This window comes from Pseudoalteromonas sp. MIP2626 (assembly GCF_013414205.1).
In the GTDB taxonomy this organism is placed as follows: domain Bacteria; phylum Pseudomonadota; class Gammaproteobacteria; order Enterobacterales; family Alteromonadaceae; genus Pseudoalteromonas; species Pseudoalteromonas nigrifaciens.
On the sequence record NZ_JAATTW010000004.1, the window covers coordinates 77,415 to 92,620 of the forward strand.

Sequence of the window (15,206 nt, forward strand, 5' to 3'; positions counted from 1 at the left end):
GACGTTATTATTGCGCTAAAACAAAGTTTATTCATTAACTGACTCGTTACTGAATTAAAGTTAACCAAGATCTAAAATAAACCTTAATCTATTGCTGTATGTTAGTGTATGTTTTTGTAATAATGCATTAGTTTTGTTATCACGCACTATTTTGAGGATCATACTCCTATGGCGGAAATCGAGAATCGCCCAAGTAATTTTATTAGAACCCGCATTGACCAAGATTTAGCAAGTGGAAAGCATGCGTCTACGCATACTCGTTTTCCACCCGAACCAAATGGTTTTTTACACATTGGCCATGCAAAATCAATTTGTTTAAATTTTGGCATCGCAAAAGACTATAACGGTTTATGTAACTTACGCTTTGACGATACAAACCCAGAAAAAGAAGATATTAACTACGTTAATTCTATTAAAGAAGACGTGCAGTGGTTAGGCTTTAATTGGGATGGCGAAATTAAATACTCGTCTAATTACTTCGATATATTATACGATTATGCAGTTGAGCTAATAAATAAAGGCTTAGCGTATGTGTGCTTTTTAACGGCAGATCAAGCCCGTGAATACCGTGGCACATTAAAAGAGCCGGGTAAAAACAGCCCATACCGCGATACAGCAAGTGATGAGAATCTCGCGTTATTTGAAAAAATGCGTAATGGCGAGTTTAAAGAAGGCGAGTGTGTACTGCGCGCTAAAATTGATATGGCAAGCTCATTTATGGTGCTTCGCGATCCTATTATTTATCGTGTACGCTTTGCTCATCATCATCAAACTGCAGATAAGTGGTGCATTTACCCAATGTACGACTTTACTCACTGTATTTCTGATGCGCTAGAAGGTATTACTCATTCATTGTGTACACTGGAGTTTCAAGATAACCGTCGTTTATATGACTGGGTACTTGATAACATCAGTTTAGAGTGTCATCCACAACAAATTGAGTTTTCACGCTTAAACCTAGAGTACACTATTATGTCTAAGCGTAAGCTCAGCGACTTAGTAGTGAATAATCATGTAGAAGGGTGGGATGATCCACGTATGCCTACGATTGCAGGCTTACGTCGTCGTGGTTATACCCCAGCCTCCATTCGTGAGTTCTGCTTACGTATTGGTGTAACCAAACAAGAAAACATGGTTGAAATGGGCATGCTTGAAGCCTGTATTCGTGAAGATCTTAACGAAAATGCACCACGTGCAATGGCGGTACTTGATCCCGTTAAAATCGTTATTGAAAACTATGATGCTGATAAAGTAGAAACCTTATCTGTGGCTAATCACCCAAATAAAGAAGAAATGGGTCGTCGTGATGTGCCATTTACACGTGAAATTTATATTGAACGTGAAGACTTTAAAGAAGAAGCTAATAACAAGTTCAAACGTTTAGTACTTGATAAAGAAGTACGCTTACGTGGTGCTTATGTTATTAAAGCACAGCGTGTTGAAAAAGACGAAAACGGTGAAATTACCACTATTTACTGTACTTATGATCCAGAAACGCTAGGTAAAAACCCAAGTGATGGTCGTAAAGTTAAAGGGGTTATTCATTGGGTATCGGCAAGTGAAGCGATTACAGCAGAAGTACGTTTGTATGACCGTTTATTTAGCGTACCAAACCCAGCAGCAGCCGATGAGTTTGAAAGCACCTTAAACCCTGACTCATTAGTTATTTTAACGAATGCTAAGTTAGAGCCATCGTTGGCTAATTCAGCAGCCGAGCAAGGTTTTCAGTTTGAACGTACTGGCTATTTTTCGCGAGATTCAAAAGCGAAAAACATAGTATTTAATCAAACAGTGGGTCTGCGTGACTCATGGTCAAAAACCCAGTAAAGGTTAACGCCTCTGTACTCATTATTACCTAGGAAGTGTTAGTAATGAGTACTGGGAATTTTACTGACAAAAAAACCTGCATTAAGCAGGTTTTTTTTGTTTATAATACAAGCTTAACTTATATTATTAGCAAAATTTTTGCACGCTTCTTTGTCTTCGCATTCACCATACAAATATAAAGAATGATTGGTTAATTTAATACCATTTCTTTCAGCAACTTCAAGTTGGCGACGTTCAATAACATCATCTTCAAACTCAACCACTTTACCACATTTTAGACATACTAAGTGGTCATGGTGAGTGCTGGTTGCAAGTTCAAATACTGATTTACCACCTTCAAAGTGATGGCGAGTAACAATACCAGCGTCATCAAATTGATTAAGTACGCGATATACAGTTGCAAGACCGATTTCTTCACCCAAATCTAGAAGAATTTTATAAACATCCTCAGCACTAATATGCTGGTTATCAGGTGATTGTAAAATCTCTAAAATCTTAATTCGCGGTAAAGTAACCTTTAAACCGGCTTTTTTTAATTCCAAATTATGATCAGTCATTAAATCTGTCTCAATTTTGTTTGGTTATACTAGACACCTTGCAAGGATGTACACGAATAGATGTACACGACACATCAACCGGTAAGGGTAACGTGCCTAGCTACTAAGTGCAAAGGTCAAAGCTAATAAATACCGATAAAAACGCATTTACTAATATATTGCTACTAATTTAAGCAAAAACCAAGAAAAAATAAAGTTAATCAGCAAGTTCGCTTAAACACATTTCTTCATAAACTTGGGCAGACCAGGCTTTAACACGCTGCTCAGTGAGTTCTGGTTGACGGTCTTCATCGATACCTAAACCAACAAAATGTTTGTCATCAGCAATACCTTTAGATGCTTCAAAGTTATAACTTTCACTTGGCCAATGACCAACCACAATAGCACCACGTTCAGTAACTATATCGTTAATCATGCCCATTGCATCTAAAAAGTACTCTGCGTAGTCTTCTTGGTCACCACAACCAAAAATAGCAACCAGCTTACCTTCAAAGTCTACTTCTTCAAGCTCAGGAAAAAAATCATCCCAATCACATTGCGCTTCGCCATAATACCAAGTAGGAATACCAAATAAGATTAAATCAAATTCCGCAATCTCTTCTTTAGAGCTTTTTGCAATATCATGTACAGCTACGAGCTTTTTACCCAATTCTTTTTGGATCATTTTTGCTACGTGTTCTGTATTACCTGTGTCACTTCCGAAAAAAATGCCTACACTTGCCATGGATTAAACCTTTTATCTATCAATAGCCAATCTTTCTTGTAAAATTGTTTCAATCAACACACTGCGGCTAATATTTTGTGCATCTGCCATATCACTAAGTGCCTGATATAACTGTGAAGAAACTTTAAATTCAACACGCTTTAAACCACGTGCTTTATCTCTTTTTATTTGATTACGTTTATTAACCTTTAACTGCATATCCCGTGGAAGGGGATTGGTTTTAGGTCTGCCTGGGCGTTTTTCGTATTCAAATAAATCGAGCGTTGTTCTATCTGTTTCTGACTTGGCCATGCTTAACCTACACCTGCGCCTTGCCAAAATACTTGAATAAGTCCTTTAGCAATAAAGCCAGAACACCCTAAAAAGAGTACAGCCCAAACAATGTAACGACCAAACTTGGGTACATTGCCGCTTTTTAGTACGTCTTTAATTGCCATACCGATAAATATAAAAATACCGGCTAAGCCAAAATACAACCCTAAGGTATCAAATTCGTTAATTAACTGACTGACCATCAACGTGTAACCTTTAAATTAAACGGCGCATACTATAGCATATAAATATACGACTTTTTAGTACGCAAAATCAAAAACAGGCGATTAAAATGAGTTTAAATCGCAGTTAAAAAGTCATTTATTGCTTTATTCACTGCTAATGGCTTTTGCGCATGCAACCAGTGGCCAGCACCGTGAATTATTTTGGCACTGGCATTACTAAAGCGCGCCTTAATAGCCGCTCTATGCTCAGCTAATATATAGTCAGAATCATTACCTTTAATAAATAGAGTGTCGCACAAACAAGAATTGTTTTCATTAACATTGTCGGTAATTATCGAATAATTTTTATCAAGACTCAATAAATTAAACCGCCATGCAAAATTGCCTTCATCGTTTTTAGCTAAACTTTTTAATAAAAACTGACGCACACCCATCTCGTCTATAAAAGGCTGCATAATTGCATCGGCATGCTTTCTATCTGTAATAGATTCGTTTGCAACCGCTTTAAGCGCTTGAATAATTTTAGTGTGGCGAGCAGGGTAACTAACAGGTGCTATATCAAGCACAATTAATTTATTAACGTGCTCTGGATGGGTTAATGCCAATTCCATTGCTACTTTTCCGCCCATAGAGTGGCCTATAATGTGCGCTTTATCTATGTTCAAATGCGTTAATAATTCAATAATATCTTGGGCCATTGCCGCATAAGTCATTGTATCGCTATGGGGCGATTTGCCATGGTTACGTAAATCGACATTGGTTACGGTATAAAATTCACTAAGGGGTTTTGCGATCACGTTTAAGTTCTCTAATGATCCAAAAAGCCCATGAATTAAAATAACATGTGGGCCTTGCCCTTGTTGCTTATAATTTAACTGCATATTAGCCTCAGTGTAAAATTCGCCATAGTGTGACGAGCATTTGCTTAAAAAGCAAAAAATACAGTCACAAAATATAATATTGGGCTGTAGCCTGTTTTATCAACAATATTTAGCTATTTAATCGTGCTAAATAGTAATTTAAATAGCGCACATAAGTAATTTAAAATATATGTTTACAGCGGGGTTTGTTGTAACTCGCATTTCTAACTGGTTTGGGTATAATCACACGGAAAGAAAAATGTGGCCGTAATGACAGGAAGAACATGAAACAAATCGACATAGACGACGAGTTATATCAGTATATTGCCAGCAATACGCAAAGTATTGGTGAGAGCGCATCCACTATTTTACGTCGTTTATTAAATCTGAGCGGCGAAAAAATTCAGACCGCAAACGTAGAGCTTAATCAAAATAATCAAACAACAACTACCTTGCCTAAAGTTCCCCCTGTAGCAGAGCAAACACCTGCGCTTGCTGCTAAGCCAAGTGCAGTAGCTGAGAAGTCTGTGCAGCAAAAAAATGCGAATGTATTTAATGTATTAAATAAAGAAGAGTTGGCAATGCAAAAAGGCGTTGTGGGTCGTTTTTTATTTATTTTAAGTGCATTTTACCGTACCCATAAAACTGACTTTCGCGCCGTATTAGATATCAAAGGCCGTGATCGCGTTTACTTTGCTACTAGCAAAGAAGACTTAGTTAATAGTGGTAGCAGTATGAACCCTAAAAACATCACCGACAGTGAGTACTGGGTAATGACAAACTCTAACACTACACGTAAAAAAATGATGCTTCATGAAGTTGCTTTGTGTTTAGGTTATAGCACAGAACAAGCTGAAAAAATTCGCGACTACCTGTAAGGAAATACTATGGCTATTCATCCAGGTGCGGGCAAACCAGCTCCACAATCGGTATTAATAAATGTACCTAAATTAGTATCTGCGTATTATTTAAATGAGCCAGACCTTGAGCAGAATCCAGAGCATTGTGTTGCATTTGGTACATCAGGGCATCGTGGTTGCTCCTACGATGTTAAATTTAACGAGTCGCACATACTCTCTATTACTCAAGCTATTTGTGACTACAGAAAACAAAACGATATTTTTGGCCCGTTATTTTTAGGAAAAGACACCCACGCTTTAAGTGAAGCGGCCTTTAATTCGGCAATAGAAGTATTAGTAGCCAACGAAGTGCAAGTGATCACCCAAGACGATGGTGACTTTACTCCAACACCGGTAATTAGCCACGCTATTGTAAGTTACAACAAGCTGCACCCAAATGAATTAGCCGACGGCATTGTAGTTACGCCTTCGCATAACCCACCAGAGGATGGCGGGTTTAAATACAACCCACCCGATGGCGGGCCTGCCGATACCGACGTAACTAAATGGATAGAAGACAGAGCTAATCAGTTATTACTAGAGGACTTAGTTGAAGTGGAATTATTTCCGTTTGCTAAAGCCTCGCGCTCAGGGTTTATTAAATACCAAGACTTAATGACCCCGTATATTAATGATCTAGAAAATATTGTTAATTTAAAAGCGATTAGCGAAGCGGGTATCAAAATTGGCGTTGATCCGCTGGGCGGCTCAGGCATTAATTTTTGGCCGGTTATCGCTAAAAAATATAATTTAGACATTAGCGTTGTAAATGATGTTGTTGATCCTCGTTTTGCATTTATGCCACTTGATAAAGATGGCAAAATTCGTATGGATTGCTCATCACCTTATTCAATGGCCAACCTTATTGCGCTTAAAGATGATTTTGATATTGCCATTGGTAACGATCCAGATTACGACCGCCATGGCATAGTAACGCCAGATGGTTTAATGAACCCTAATCACTTTTTAGCGGTTGCGATTGATTATTTGCTTAAAAATCGAGACTGGAACGCAAATGTGCAAATTGGCAAAACGTTAGTTTCCAGCTCCATGATCGACAAAGTTACTGAGCGTAATGGCCGTAAAGTAAAAGAAGTACCGGTTGGCTTTAAATGGTTTGTTGAAGGGTTAAATAAAGGCAAGTTAGCCTTTGGCGGCGAAGAAAGTGCTGGCGCCGCATTTTTACGTTTTGATGGCAGTGTTTGGTGTACCGACAAAGATGGCTTTATTATGGGCTTATTAGCGGCCGAAATACTTGCTGTTACCGGTAAAACACCGTCTGCTCTTTATAAAGAGTTAGAGCAAGAATTTGGCTCGCCGCTTTATAAACGTATAGACGCACCGGCTACAAGCACGCAAAAATCGCGTTTAAAAGCCCTCAGTGCCGACGACGTTAAAGCCGATACACTCGCAGGTGAACCTATTTTACAAAAGCTAACCCATGCGCCAGGTAATAATGCGCCAATTGGTGGTTTAAAAGTAGTTACCGAAAGTGGTTGGTTTGCAGCGCGTCCATCGGGTACTGAAGATATATACAAAATTTACCTTGAGTCGTTTAAAGGTGAAGCGCATTTAGCACTACTTGAAAAAGAAGCTAAAAAGCTAGTAGACTCAGTTATTAGCTAATATCGCTTATATTACTTAAAAACGGCTGATTTAATCAGCCGTTTTTGTTTTTAATTGCATAATAATAATTTCAATTTTACAAAGGGCTTTTATCCATATGTCAGCCACTACTCCAGATTACATCGAAGAATTAAAACAAACTGGCGACTTTTTAACGCTAAGCCGCAATAACGAATGGCACTTAGCCGCAGGGGAGTTCACCCTTAATAATGGCACAGTAGTTACTATTCATGATACCGGTGTTATAGAGTTTCAACCGGCCAATGTTTCAAGCAAAGACGTAGTGTACTCAAGTGCAGTGCACGGAAACGAAACCGCACCAATCGAAATATGCGACGAATTAATTAAACAAATAATCGCCGGTGAGCTGCTCCTAAAGCAGCGCGTTTTATTTATTTTTGGTAATCCGCAATCAATTAATATTGGTTTGCGTTTTGTAGAAGAAAACCTTAACAGGTTGTTTAATGGCCACCATAGCGTAGACGGCGTACCAATGAATAACGAACGTACCCGTGCAGCCAAATTAGAGCAGTACGTAAGTGACTTTTTTAGCCGAGGTGAGCAAGGTAGCAGCCGCTGCCATTACGATTTACATACTGCAATTCGTGGCTCTAAAAACGAAAAGTTTGCAGTGTACCCTTATTTACATGGTAAACCGTGGAAAAAGTCGCAATTACAGTTTTTATTAAGTTGTGGGGTAAATACCGTATTAATGATGAAATCCCCAGCAACCACCTTTAGTTATTATTCATCATTTGTGCATGGTGCCGATTCGTTTACGGTCGAGCTTGGCCAAGTTAAGTCCTTTGGTGAGAATGACATGAGCCGCTTTGCAAAAACCAAACAAACACTCACTGCATTAATTAGCCAAGATAAGGTTGAATATCCAGAATTTAATGCAGATGAATTCGAGTTGTTTACTGTGCACCGCACCATAAATAGAACGCAGAATGAATTTAGTTTTCCATTTTCAGATCAGGCCGAAAACTTCACAGGTTTTGCCAAGGGTGAGTTGTTAGCTACTGATGGCGATACACCTTACTACGCCGATGTGCAAGGAGAAGCGATTATTTTCCCCAATGCAAACGTAGCTATTGGGCAGCGAGCGCTGTTAACCGTTGTGCCAATGGCGATAGACAGTAATTTTATTTAAAATAGCTGATCAGACCACTTGTTGTAATAAGTTAACTATATGATTAATAAATAGTAAAATATCTGTATAGTTAACTTGCCATTTTTATACTCACTATTTAGTTTTGTTTCGTCACAGATTTGTTGAATAACACTTTACGTTAACGTAAAGTGTCGGCAGCTTTAATTAAAGACAGTGCAGATGTTGCAAAGTTTATTCGCAGCAATCAACCCACAATAATAATTTAATGGGCACTGTTTTATCGACAACAAAAGAAGGTAGGTTATGAGTAATCCAAATAACGTATCGCTGAATATTAACCATAAGCTTGAGTTTATCGATGGCAATGCGTTAACTATTCCAACCCTTAGTATTTTAACTGAGGACGGCGAGATTCATCCAGGTGCAACCGCACCCGACATTTCAAAACATACCGCAATTAAATTATACGAAACCATGCGCTTTATACGTTTGTTAGATGAGCGCATGCAAGGTGCACAGCGCCAAGGCCGCATTAGCTTTTATATGCAATGTTTAGGTGAAGAAGCTGCAGTAACAGCCTCTGCAGCTGCGCTTGATCAAAATGATATGATTATGGCTCAGTACCGTGAACAAGCGGCGCTTCACTATCGTGGTTTTACGCTTGATCAGTTTATGAACCAAATGTTTTCTAATGAACTGGATTTAGGCAAAGGCCGTCAAATGCCGATTCATTATGGTTCTAAAGCATTAAACTATATGACCATATCATCGCCATTAGGAACACAAATTCCACAAGCGACTGGCTACGCTTATGGTCAAAAAATTAAACATATAGATGCTAAAACAGGTGAGCTTGCCAGCACTATAGATAACATCACTATTTGTTATTTTGGTGAAGGCGCAGCGTCTGAAGGGGACTTTCATGCCGGTGTAAATATGGCCGCAGTGCATCAAGCGCCGGTAATATTTTTTGCCCGTAATAATGGTTATGCTATTTCGACCCCTGCAGATGAGCAGTTTAAAGGTGACGGCATTGCTTCTCGTGGCGTTGGTTACGGTATTAAAACAATTCGTGTTGATGGCACAGATGCCCTTGCAGTGTATGCGGCAACTAAAAAAGCCCGTGAAATTGCAGTGAGCACAGGCGAGCCAATTTTAATTGAATCAATTGCTTATCGCTTAGGTGCGCATTCTACCTCAGACGATCCAAGTGGTTATCGCTCTAAAGATGAAGAAGCTAATCATCAAGTATGCCCAATCGACAAGTTTAGAAAATGGCTAATTAAGCAAGACTGGCTAAACGAAGCCGACGATGTAAAAGCTAAAGAATCAATTCGTGAAGAAATTTTAGCTGCGCTAAAACGTGCCGAAGTAGTGGCAAAGCCAGCTTTAGAAGAATTAATATCAGATGTTTACGATACCCCAATTCCATCATTGCAACGCCAATATGAGCAACTAAAAGCGCATATAAAACTGCATCCAGATGCCTACCCAGTTACAGCAGGGAGAATTAAGTAATGGCTAAAATGAACATGCTACACGCAATTAACTCTGCACTTGACATTACTATGGCAGAGCATCCACAAGCCTGTATTTTTGGCGAAGATGTGGGTTACTTTGGTGGTGTATTTAGAGCAACCTCAGGCTTACAAGAAAAGTACGGTAAACACCGTGTATTTAATACCCCGCTTACAGAGCAAGGTATTTTAGGTTTTGCGAATGGTTTAGCGGCTTTTGGCGCTCCAGCGCTGGCAGAAATTCAGTTTGCAGATTATATATTTCCAGCCTTTGACCAAATAGTTAATGAATCAGCTAAATTTCGCTACCGCAGTGGTAATGAGTTTAATGTGGGTAATTTAACTATTCGTACACCTTACGGCGGCGGAATTGCAGGGGGCTTGTATCATTCACAATCACCCGAGGCTTACTTTGCACATACACCAGGCTTAAAAGTTATTGTGCCGCGTAACCCGTACCAAGCAAAAGGCTTATTACGCGCGGCAATCAAAGATGACAACCCGGTATTGTTTTTTGAACCAAAACGCTTATACCGCGCATCAATCGGCGAAGTGCCAGAAGAAGATTACACCATTGAGCTTGGAAAAGCCGAGGTAGTACAGCAAGGTACAGACGTGACCTTACTTGCGTGGGGCGCGCAAATGGAAATAATAGAAGACGCCGCCAAACAAGCAAGTGAACAAGGCATTAGCTGCGAAGTAATTGATTTACGCAGTATTTTACCATGGGATGTAGAGGCAATTGCACAGTCGGTGACTAAAACTGGACGCTTGATTGTTAGCCACGAAGCGCCAATTACTAATGGCTTTGGTGCAGAAATAGCGGCAACCATTGGTCAAGAATGTTTCCTACATTTAGAATCGCCAATTATGCGCGTGTGTGGCTTAGATACGCCGTATCCGTTAGCGCTTGAAAAAGAATATGTACCGGATGCATTAAAAGTATTGGCCGCAATTAAACAATCAATGGATTTTTAGGGGATACCATGGCTAAAGATTTTATATTACCCGATATTGGTGAAGGCATAGTTGAATGCGAAGTTGTTGAATGGCTTGTGGCAGAAGGTGACACTGTGGCTGAAGATCAGCCTATTTGTGATGTAATGACAGACAAGGCATTAGTGCAAATACCCGCTGTACATGATGGGGTAATTACCAAGCTTTATTATCAAAAAGGTGAAATTGCCAAGGTTCATGGGCCATTATTTGCTATGAATGTAAGTGGTGAAGCAGTTAGCGAAGAAGCTGATGCAGCACTTGAAAAAGCAGCTCAAACGGTTGTCAGTAATAATAGCAGCGAGCACTTAGAAGATTTTATTTTGCCAGATATAGGCGAAGGTATTGTTGAGTGTGAAATTGTTGACTGGTTAGTTGCCGAAGGTGAAGAAATAGTTGAGGATCAAGCGGTTTGTGATGTAATGACAGACAAAGCCTTGGTACAAATACCGGCAAAATATACCGGTGTTGTAAATAAGCTGTATTATCAAAAAGGTGAAATAGCCAAAGTGCACAGCCCGTTATTTCAAATGACGGTAGCAGGGCGCACAGCTAAAGCCGATGCAGATATAAATCAAGCAGTGGTAAAAGCACAAACTAATGCAGCAGATAAACCAGCGGCTATTAAAGCTGAGCAAACAACTAAAATTGTGAATAAAAAAGCAGTTGCATCGCCAGCGGTTCGTCGTAAAGCACGCGAGCTTGATGTTGATTTAACTTGTGTACCGGGCAGTGGTAAAAATGGCCGTATTTATAAACAAGACATAGAAGAGTTTGTAAAAGGCGAAGTTCCTAACACTATCGATACCTCACCATTGCACAGTGGTAATGAGCAAAAAACATCAGTTACACACTCAGGTGGTACACGTGTAGAGCCAATTAAAGGCATAAAAGCGGCAATGGCTAAACAAATGGTGGCGTCGGTTTCGACCATTCCACACTTTACCTTTAGTGATGAAGTAGACTTAACTAAGCTAATTGCGCTTCGCTCTAGTTTAAAAGAGCAGTATAAAGCGCAAGGTATTAAACTAACCATGATGCCGTTTTTTGTTAAAGCATTATCGCTTGCAATGAAAGAGTACCCAGTACTTAACTCTAAAGTAAATGATGAGTGCAGCGAGCTTACCTATTATAACGATCATAATATTGGAATTGCAGTTGACTCAAAAATAGGTTTATTAGTGCCTAATATTAAATCGTGTCAGAGCAAAAGTATTGTAGAAGTTGCAAACGATTTAACCCGTTTAACCGACTCAGCGCGAGAAGGTCGTGTTGCGCCAGATGATTTGAAAGGCGGTACTATTAGTATTTCAAATATTGGTGCAATTGGCGGCACTATTGCGACGCCTATTATTAATAAACCAGAGGTGGCTATTGTTGCTTTGGGTAAATTACAGCACTTACCGCGTTTTGATGAAAACGGCCAAGTGGTAAGCAAAGCTATAATGCAGGTGAGCTGGTCTGGCGATCATCGCGTGATTGATGGCGGCACTATTGCTCGTTTTAATAACCTTTGGAAATCGTACTTAGAAAACCCATCGGTAATGATGATGGCGATGAGCTAAACATACGCGCTTATTGTTATTAAAAAAACCAGCTTCTGCTGGTTTTTTGTTTACTGTATTTAAAAGTATTATTTACTCACCAAAAATATAAACCATAACCCACGGCTAAAGCCGGTATTGCAGTATAAAAAGTTGCTATGAGCGCGGCTTTTGGTGCCATTGCTATGGCAGGAAACAGCGCATCGCCATCGTTAGAAATAGCATTTGCAGTTAAAGCACTAAATGGAATAATACCTTGAATGTACAAAGTGGTAACAATTATTTGTGGCCCGCAACCGGGTAAAAAACCGATTAATACCGCTATAAGTGGTGCTAAATACGCATAGTGTAAAAACCATGCTTTTAAATCAAGTCCTGCCACATTTACTAATATTTCAAATAACATAAATGACGCAACGACCCACGCAGTTACAAAGTGAGTGTCTTGTAATACCTTGGTAATATTAGAGGGAGGATTACGCTTACATGCATCGTCTTCTGCGGTGACTTCTTTATAGCTCTCTCCTTTAGACGAATACGCCCAAATACTGACAATAAACAGTGCCATTGCAGCGCCAAAAGAGCTAATAATGTTAGGTATATTAGTATCCCACTTGTTAAAATCAACATTAAACGCAATTAACAAAGCAATAATTAAGCTTGGAACAATAGCAACCATCCATACCGGCTTAGATATTTTAATAATAGCTGTTGGTAGCTGTATAACCTGTTGTTTATGCTGTTGTGGGAGTGGTCGCAAAAAGCCTTTTTTATGAATAGCATTTACTATCAACCCGCTTAAAGTTCCTACAACCAAGCCAATACCCATAATAATTACCCCTTCAGTAGGGCGAGTAGCAAGTAGTAAAAATGCCGCATCACCCATTGTTGCAGCTAAAACCGCGACAATAGCGCCAAAACTGGCTTGGCCTTTTGTAAATTGGGTAACAACAATAATTGCACCACCACAGCCTGGTAATGCACCTAGTATAGATGCAAAAGCAACTTCTAAAATAGGCGACTTAGCGCTTAAATAACTAAGCTCTAATTGTGGTAAACGTGCTATGGCATAGTAGTAAATTAGTAAGGTAGCTGCTACAAAAACACTGACCTGAAAAAATGCGTCACTGAGTGCAGTAATAGTAATAGCGCGTAAATTAGGTAGGGCTAAACACACTAATATAAAAAGTGGTAATAATAAGCGTTTGTTTTGACCCATAAAGCGTTTTGAATTGGCTGTTATAAATCCACTATGTGAGAGTAATTGCATAAAGTGTGGCCTAGTAAGTAACTAAGCTACACTTTACATTGCACTCAAATGATAATCAATATCATTTGAGTTTTTCGATTAGATAAGATTAAATTACTTACGTTGGAACTCAGAGTTAGTGTTCCACGTTGGCCATTGCTCTTGCTCAGAAATATTAAAACCTACTTTATAAAATAATTGTAGGTCTTGCACCGCGCCCGATAAATCCCATTCATCACGGTAGCGATCGCATGGTTGATGATAACAACCACGCAGTACTAAGCTCATACGCTTACGGTAGTTTGCAGTTTCTTCGTCAAAGGCTTGCGTGCCACCACCTGCGTACATGGCTGGAATGCCCATGTTTGCAAAAGCAAAGTGATCAGAGCGATAGTAACCACCCGAAGAAGGATTAGGATCGCCAGATATTGTTCTGCCTTGCTCAAGCGCAACCGTTGTTAATAAATCATCCATTTGTGATTTACCAATACCTACCACGCTAATATCTTTCACTTTGCCTAATAAATTTAAGCTGTCCATATTAATGTTAGCAACGGTTTTATTGGCAGCAATAACAGGGTTAGCTGCATAATATTTTGACCCTAATAAGCCTTGCTCTTCAGCGGTTACCGCTAAAAAGGTCATTGAACGGCTAGGGTGCTTAGGTAATTTAGTAAAGGCTTCAGCCACTTCAATTAAACCAGCCGTACCGGTAGCATTATCGTGCGCGCCATTAAAAATTTGATCCCCTTTGCGGTTTTTATCAGTGCCTAAGTGATCCCAATGTGCAGAATAAATAACATGTTCATCTGGTTTTTCACTGCCCGGTAAAGTGGCAATAAAGTTATACGAGATAGACTTTTTAATGGTGTTTTTTATCTTTATAGAGGCAGTCAAATCGCCCATATCAACGTGGTAAGCGCCTTTTGCAGCATTGGCTTTTAGTGTATCAAAATCAAGCCCTGCTTTATTAAACAGCTCTTTGGCTACGTCTGTTGTTACCCAGCCTTCAACCGCTACACGGTCCATATTGTTGTTTTCTTTTTGAAAACCAAACTGCTCACCACTCCACGAGTTTTCTACTACAGACCAAGGGTATGAAGCCGGTGCTGTTTCGTGAATAATAATTGCGCCCGCTGCACCTTGACGACTCGCTTCTTCGTATTTATAAGTCCAACGGCCATAATATGTCATGGCATCGCCAGTAAATAAATCAGGGTTTTTAGTTGCAAAGCCCGGATCGTTTACCAGCATTACTACCGTTTTGCCTTTAACATCTAAGCCTTCGTAATCGTTCCAGTTATACTCTGGTGCATTAACGCCGTAACCAACAAATACGAGCTCAGAGTTTTCAATTGCTTGGTTTTCGCTAATGCGACTACTGCCCATTACCATGTCTGTTTTGTATTGGTAGTTTTTACCACCAATTTTTAATACCATGTCTGAGTCTGCTTCAAGCGAAACCAGCGGAACTTCTTGTAAAAAGCTATTGCCATTACCGGGCTTTAAACCCAAGGCTTTAAATTGGGCTGTTAGGTAATCAAGCGTTAGCTTTTCGCCTGGCGATGAAGGGGCACGGCCACCAAATTCATCCGATGCTAACACTTTTACATGCTTAGCAATTTCATCAGCTTGAATACTGTTGTAGCCCTTAGTTACATCATCGGAGGTAATACTTGTTGTAGCGCAGCCCGCTAATACGGCAGCAGTGATAAGGGTAAGAGAGAAATAACGTTTCATATTGGCTCTATTTTTGTTTTAAGATAACCCAGTATATGAAGTTCTATTAATTAGAA

At 39.6% G+C, this 15,206-nt stretch carries 14 protein-coding genes; 7 read left to right on the forward strand and 7 right to left on the reverse strand.

What is annotated here, in order from left to right; translation table 11 throughout:
- Nucleotides 1–168 precede the first annotated feature (168 nt).
- Nucleotides 169–1,827, forward strand: coding sequence for a glutamine--tRNA ligase (gene glnS / locus HC000_RS04140; RefSeq protein WP_011328320.1), 1,659 nt, complete (start codon nt 169–171; stop codon nt 1,825–1,827).
- 113 nt (nt 1,828–1,940) lie between these two features.
- Here the strand turns inward: glnS and fur are convergent, their stop codons facing one another.
- The 5 genes from fur to HC000_RS04165 form a co-directional block, all read right to left on the reverse strand.
- Nucleotides 1,941–2,384: a ferric iron uptake transcriptional regulator gene (gene fur / locus HC000_RS04145; RefSeq protein WP_011328319.1), complete on the reverse strand. Its 444-nt coding sequence runs from the start codon at nt 2,382–2,384 to the stop codon at nt 1,941–1,943.
- Between the two features lie 196 nt (nt 2,385–2,580).
- Entirely contained in the window at nt 2,581–3,108 is a 528-nt protein-coding gene (fldA, locus tag HC000_RS04150) for a flavodoxin FldA (protein ID WP_011328317.1), read from the reverse strand.
- Nucleotides 3,109–3,120: 12 nt separating this feature from the next.
- Complete coding sequence (gene ybfE, locus HC000_RS04155; protein WP_011328316.1) at nt 3,121–3,399, reverse strand: LexA regulated protein; 279 nt, start codon at nt 3,397–3,399, stop codon at nt 3,121–3,123.
- Nucleotides 3,400–3,401: 2 nt separating this feature from the next.
- Nucleotides 3,402–3,623 (reverse strand): DUF2788 domain-containing protein, encoded by a 222-nt coding sequence (locus HC000_RS04160; RefSeq protein WP_011328315.1) that lies wholly within the window; start codon nt 3,621–3,623, stop codon nt 3,402–3,404.
- A gap of 95 nt (nt 3,624–3,718) precedes the next feature.
- Nucleotides 3,719–4,486: an alpha/beta fold hydrolase gene (locus HC000_RS04165; RefSeq protein ID WP_011328314.1), complete on the reverse strand. Its 768-nt coding sequence runs from the start codon at nt 4,484–4,486 to the stop codon at nt 3,719–3,721.
- A gap of 263 nt (nt 4,487–4,749) precedes the next feature.
- On the opposite strand from HC000_RS04165, the gene seqA reads away from it, so the two are divergent.
- The 6 genes from seqA to HC000_RS04195 all read left to right on the forward strand — a co-directional run bounded on the left by seqA (nt 4,750) and on the right by HC000_RS04195 (nt 12,182).
- Nucleotides 4,750–5,343, forward strand: coding sequence for a replication initiation negative regulator SeqA (gene seqA, locus HC000_RS04170; RefSeq protein WP_011328313.1), 594 nt, complete (start codon nt 4,750–4,752; stop codon nt 5,341–5,343).
- A gap of 9 nt (nt 5,344–5,352) precedes the next feature.
- Nucleotides 5,353–6,990, forward strand: coding sequence for a phosphoglucomutase (alpha-D-glucose-1,6-bisphosphate-dependent) (gene pgm / locus HC000_RS04175; protein ID WP_011328312.1), 1,638 nt, complete (start codon nt 5,353–5,355; stop codon nt 6,988–6,990).
- A gap of 97 nt (nt 6,991–7,087) precedes the next feature.
- Nucleotides 7,088–8,143 (forward strand): succinylglutamate desuccinylase, encoded by a 1,056-nt coding sequence (gene astE, locus HC000_RS04180; RefSeq protein ID WP_179807017.1) that lies wholly within the window; start codon nt 7,088–7,090, stop codon nt 8,141–8,143.
- Nucleotides 8,144–8,407: 264 nt separating this feature from the next.
- On the forward strand, nt 8,408–9,622 hold the full coding sequence (locus HC000_RS04185; RefSeq protein ID WP_011328310.1) for a thiamine pyrophosphate-dependent dehydrogenase E1 component subunit alpha: 1,215 nt from the start codon (nt 8,408–8,410) through the stop codon (nt 9,620–9,622).
- Nucleotides 9,622–10,599 (forward strand): transketolase C-terminal domain-containing protein, encoded by a 978-nt coding sequence (locus tag HC000_RS04190; protein ID WP_011328309.1) that lies wholly within the window; start codon nt 9,622–9,624, stop codon nt 10,597–10,599. The genes HC000_RS04185 and HC000_RS04190 overlap by 1 nt, the downstream gene beginning before the upstream one ends.
- Before the next feature lie 8 nt (nt 10,600–10,607).
- A complete protein-coding gene (locus tag HC000_RS04195) occupies nt 10,608–12,182 on the forward strand; it encodes a dihydrolipoyllysine-residue acetyltransferase (RefSeq protein ID WP_179807018.1) in 1,575 nt (524 codons plus the stop codon).
- Nucleotides 12,183–12,258: 76 nt separating this feature from the next.
- Here the strand turns inward: HC000_RS04195 and HC000_RS04200 are convergent, their stop codons facing one another.
- Both HC000_RS04200 and HC000_RS04205 read right to left on the reverse strand, forming a co-directional pair.
- Nucleotides 12,259–13,431, reverse strand: coding sequence for a putative manganese transporter (locus HC000_RS04200; RefSeq protein ID WP_179807019.1), 1,173 nt, complete (start codon nt 13,429–13,431; stop codon nt 12,259–12,261).
- A 93-nt stretch (nt 13,432–13,524) separates the two neighbouring features.
- Nucleotides 13,525–15,150, reverse strand: coding sequence for a M28 family metallopeptidase (locus HC000_RS04205; RefSeq protein ID WP_089368342.1), 1,626 nt, complete (start codon nt 15,148–15,150; stop codon nt 13,525–13,527).
- Between the last annotated feature and the right edge of the window lie 56 nt (nt 15,151–15,206).

What these genes read in the sequence shown, in the direction of transcription:
- glnS (WP_011328320.1), top strand. Translation starts at nt 169, where the DNA reads ATGGCGGAAATCGAGAATCGCCCAAGTAATTTTATTAGAACCCGCATT.
- fur (WP_011328319.1), bottom strand. Translation starts at nt 2,384, where the DNA reads ATGACTGATCATAATTTGGAATTAAAAAAAGCCGGTTTAAAGGTTACT.
- seqA (WP_011328313.1), top strand. Translation starts at nt 4,750, where the DNA reads ATGAAACAAATCGACATAGACGACGAGTTATATCAGTATATTGCCAGC.
- pgm (WP_011328312.1), top strand. Translation starts at nt 5,353, where the DNA reads ATGGCTATTCATCCAGGTGCGGGCAAACCAGCTCCACAATCGGTATTA.
- HC000_RS04165 (WP_011328314.1), bottom strand. Translation starts at nt 4,486, where the DNA reads ATGCAGTTAAATTATAAGCAACAAGGGCAAGGCCCACATGTTATTTTA.
- fldA (WP_011328317.1), bottom strand. Translation starts at nt 3,108, where the DNA reads ATGGCAAGTGTAGGCATTTTTTTCGGAAGTGACACAGGTAATACAGAA.
- HC000_RS04185 (WP_011328310.1), top strand. Translation starts at nt 8,408, where the DNA reads ATGAGTAATCCAAATAACGTATCGCTGAATATTAACCATAAGCTTGAG.
- HC000_RS04195 (WP_179807018.1), top strand. Translation starts at nt 10,608, where the DNA reads ATGGCTAAAGATTTTATATTACCCGATATTGGTGAAGGCATAGTTGAA.
- HC000_RS04190 (WP_011328309.1), top strand. Translation starts at nt 9,622, where the DNA reads ATGGCTAAAATGAACATGCTACACGCAATTAACTCTGCACTTGACATT.
- ybfE (WP_011328316.1), bottom strand. Translation starts at nt 3,399, where the DNA reads ATGGCCAAGTCAGAAACAGATAGAACAACGCTCGATTTATTTGAATAC.
- HC000_RS04160 (WP_011328315.1), bottom strand. Translation starts at nt 3,623, where the DNA reads ATGGTCAGTCAGTTAATTAACGAATTTGATACCTTAGGGTTGTATTTT.
- HC000_RS04200 (WP_179807019.1), bottom strand. Translation starts at nt 13,431, where the DNA reads ATGCAATTACTCTCACATAGTGGATTTATAACAGCCAATTCAAAACGC.
- HC000_RS04205 (WP_089368342.1), bottom strand. Translation starts at nt 15,150, where the DNA reads ATGAAACGTTATTTCTCTCTTACCCTTATCACTGCTGCCGTATTAGCG.
- astE (WP_179807017.1), top strand. Translation starts at nt 7,088, where the DNA reads ATGTCAGCCACTACTCCAGATTACATCGAAGAATTAAAACAAACTGGC.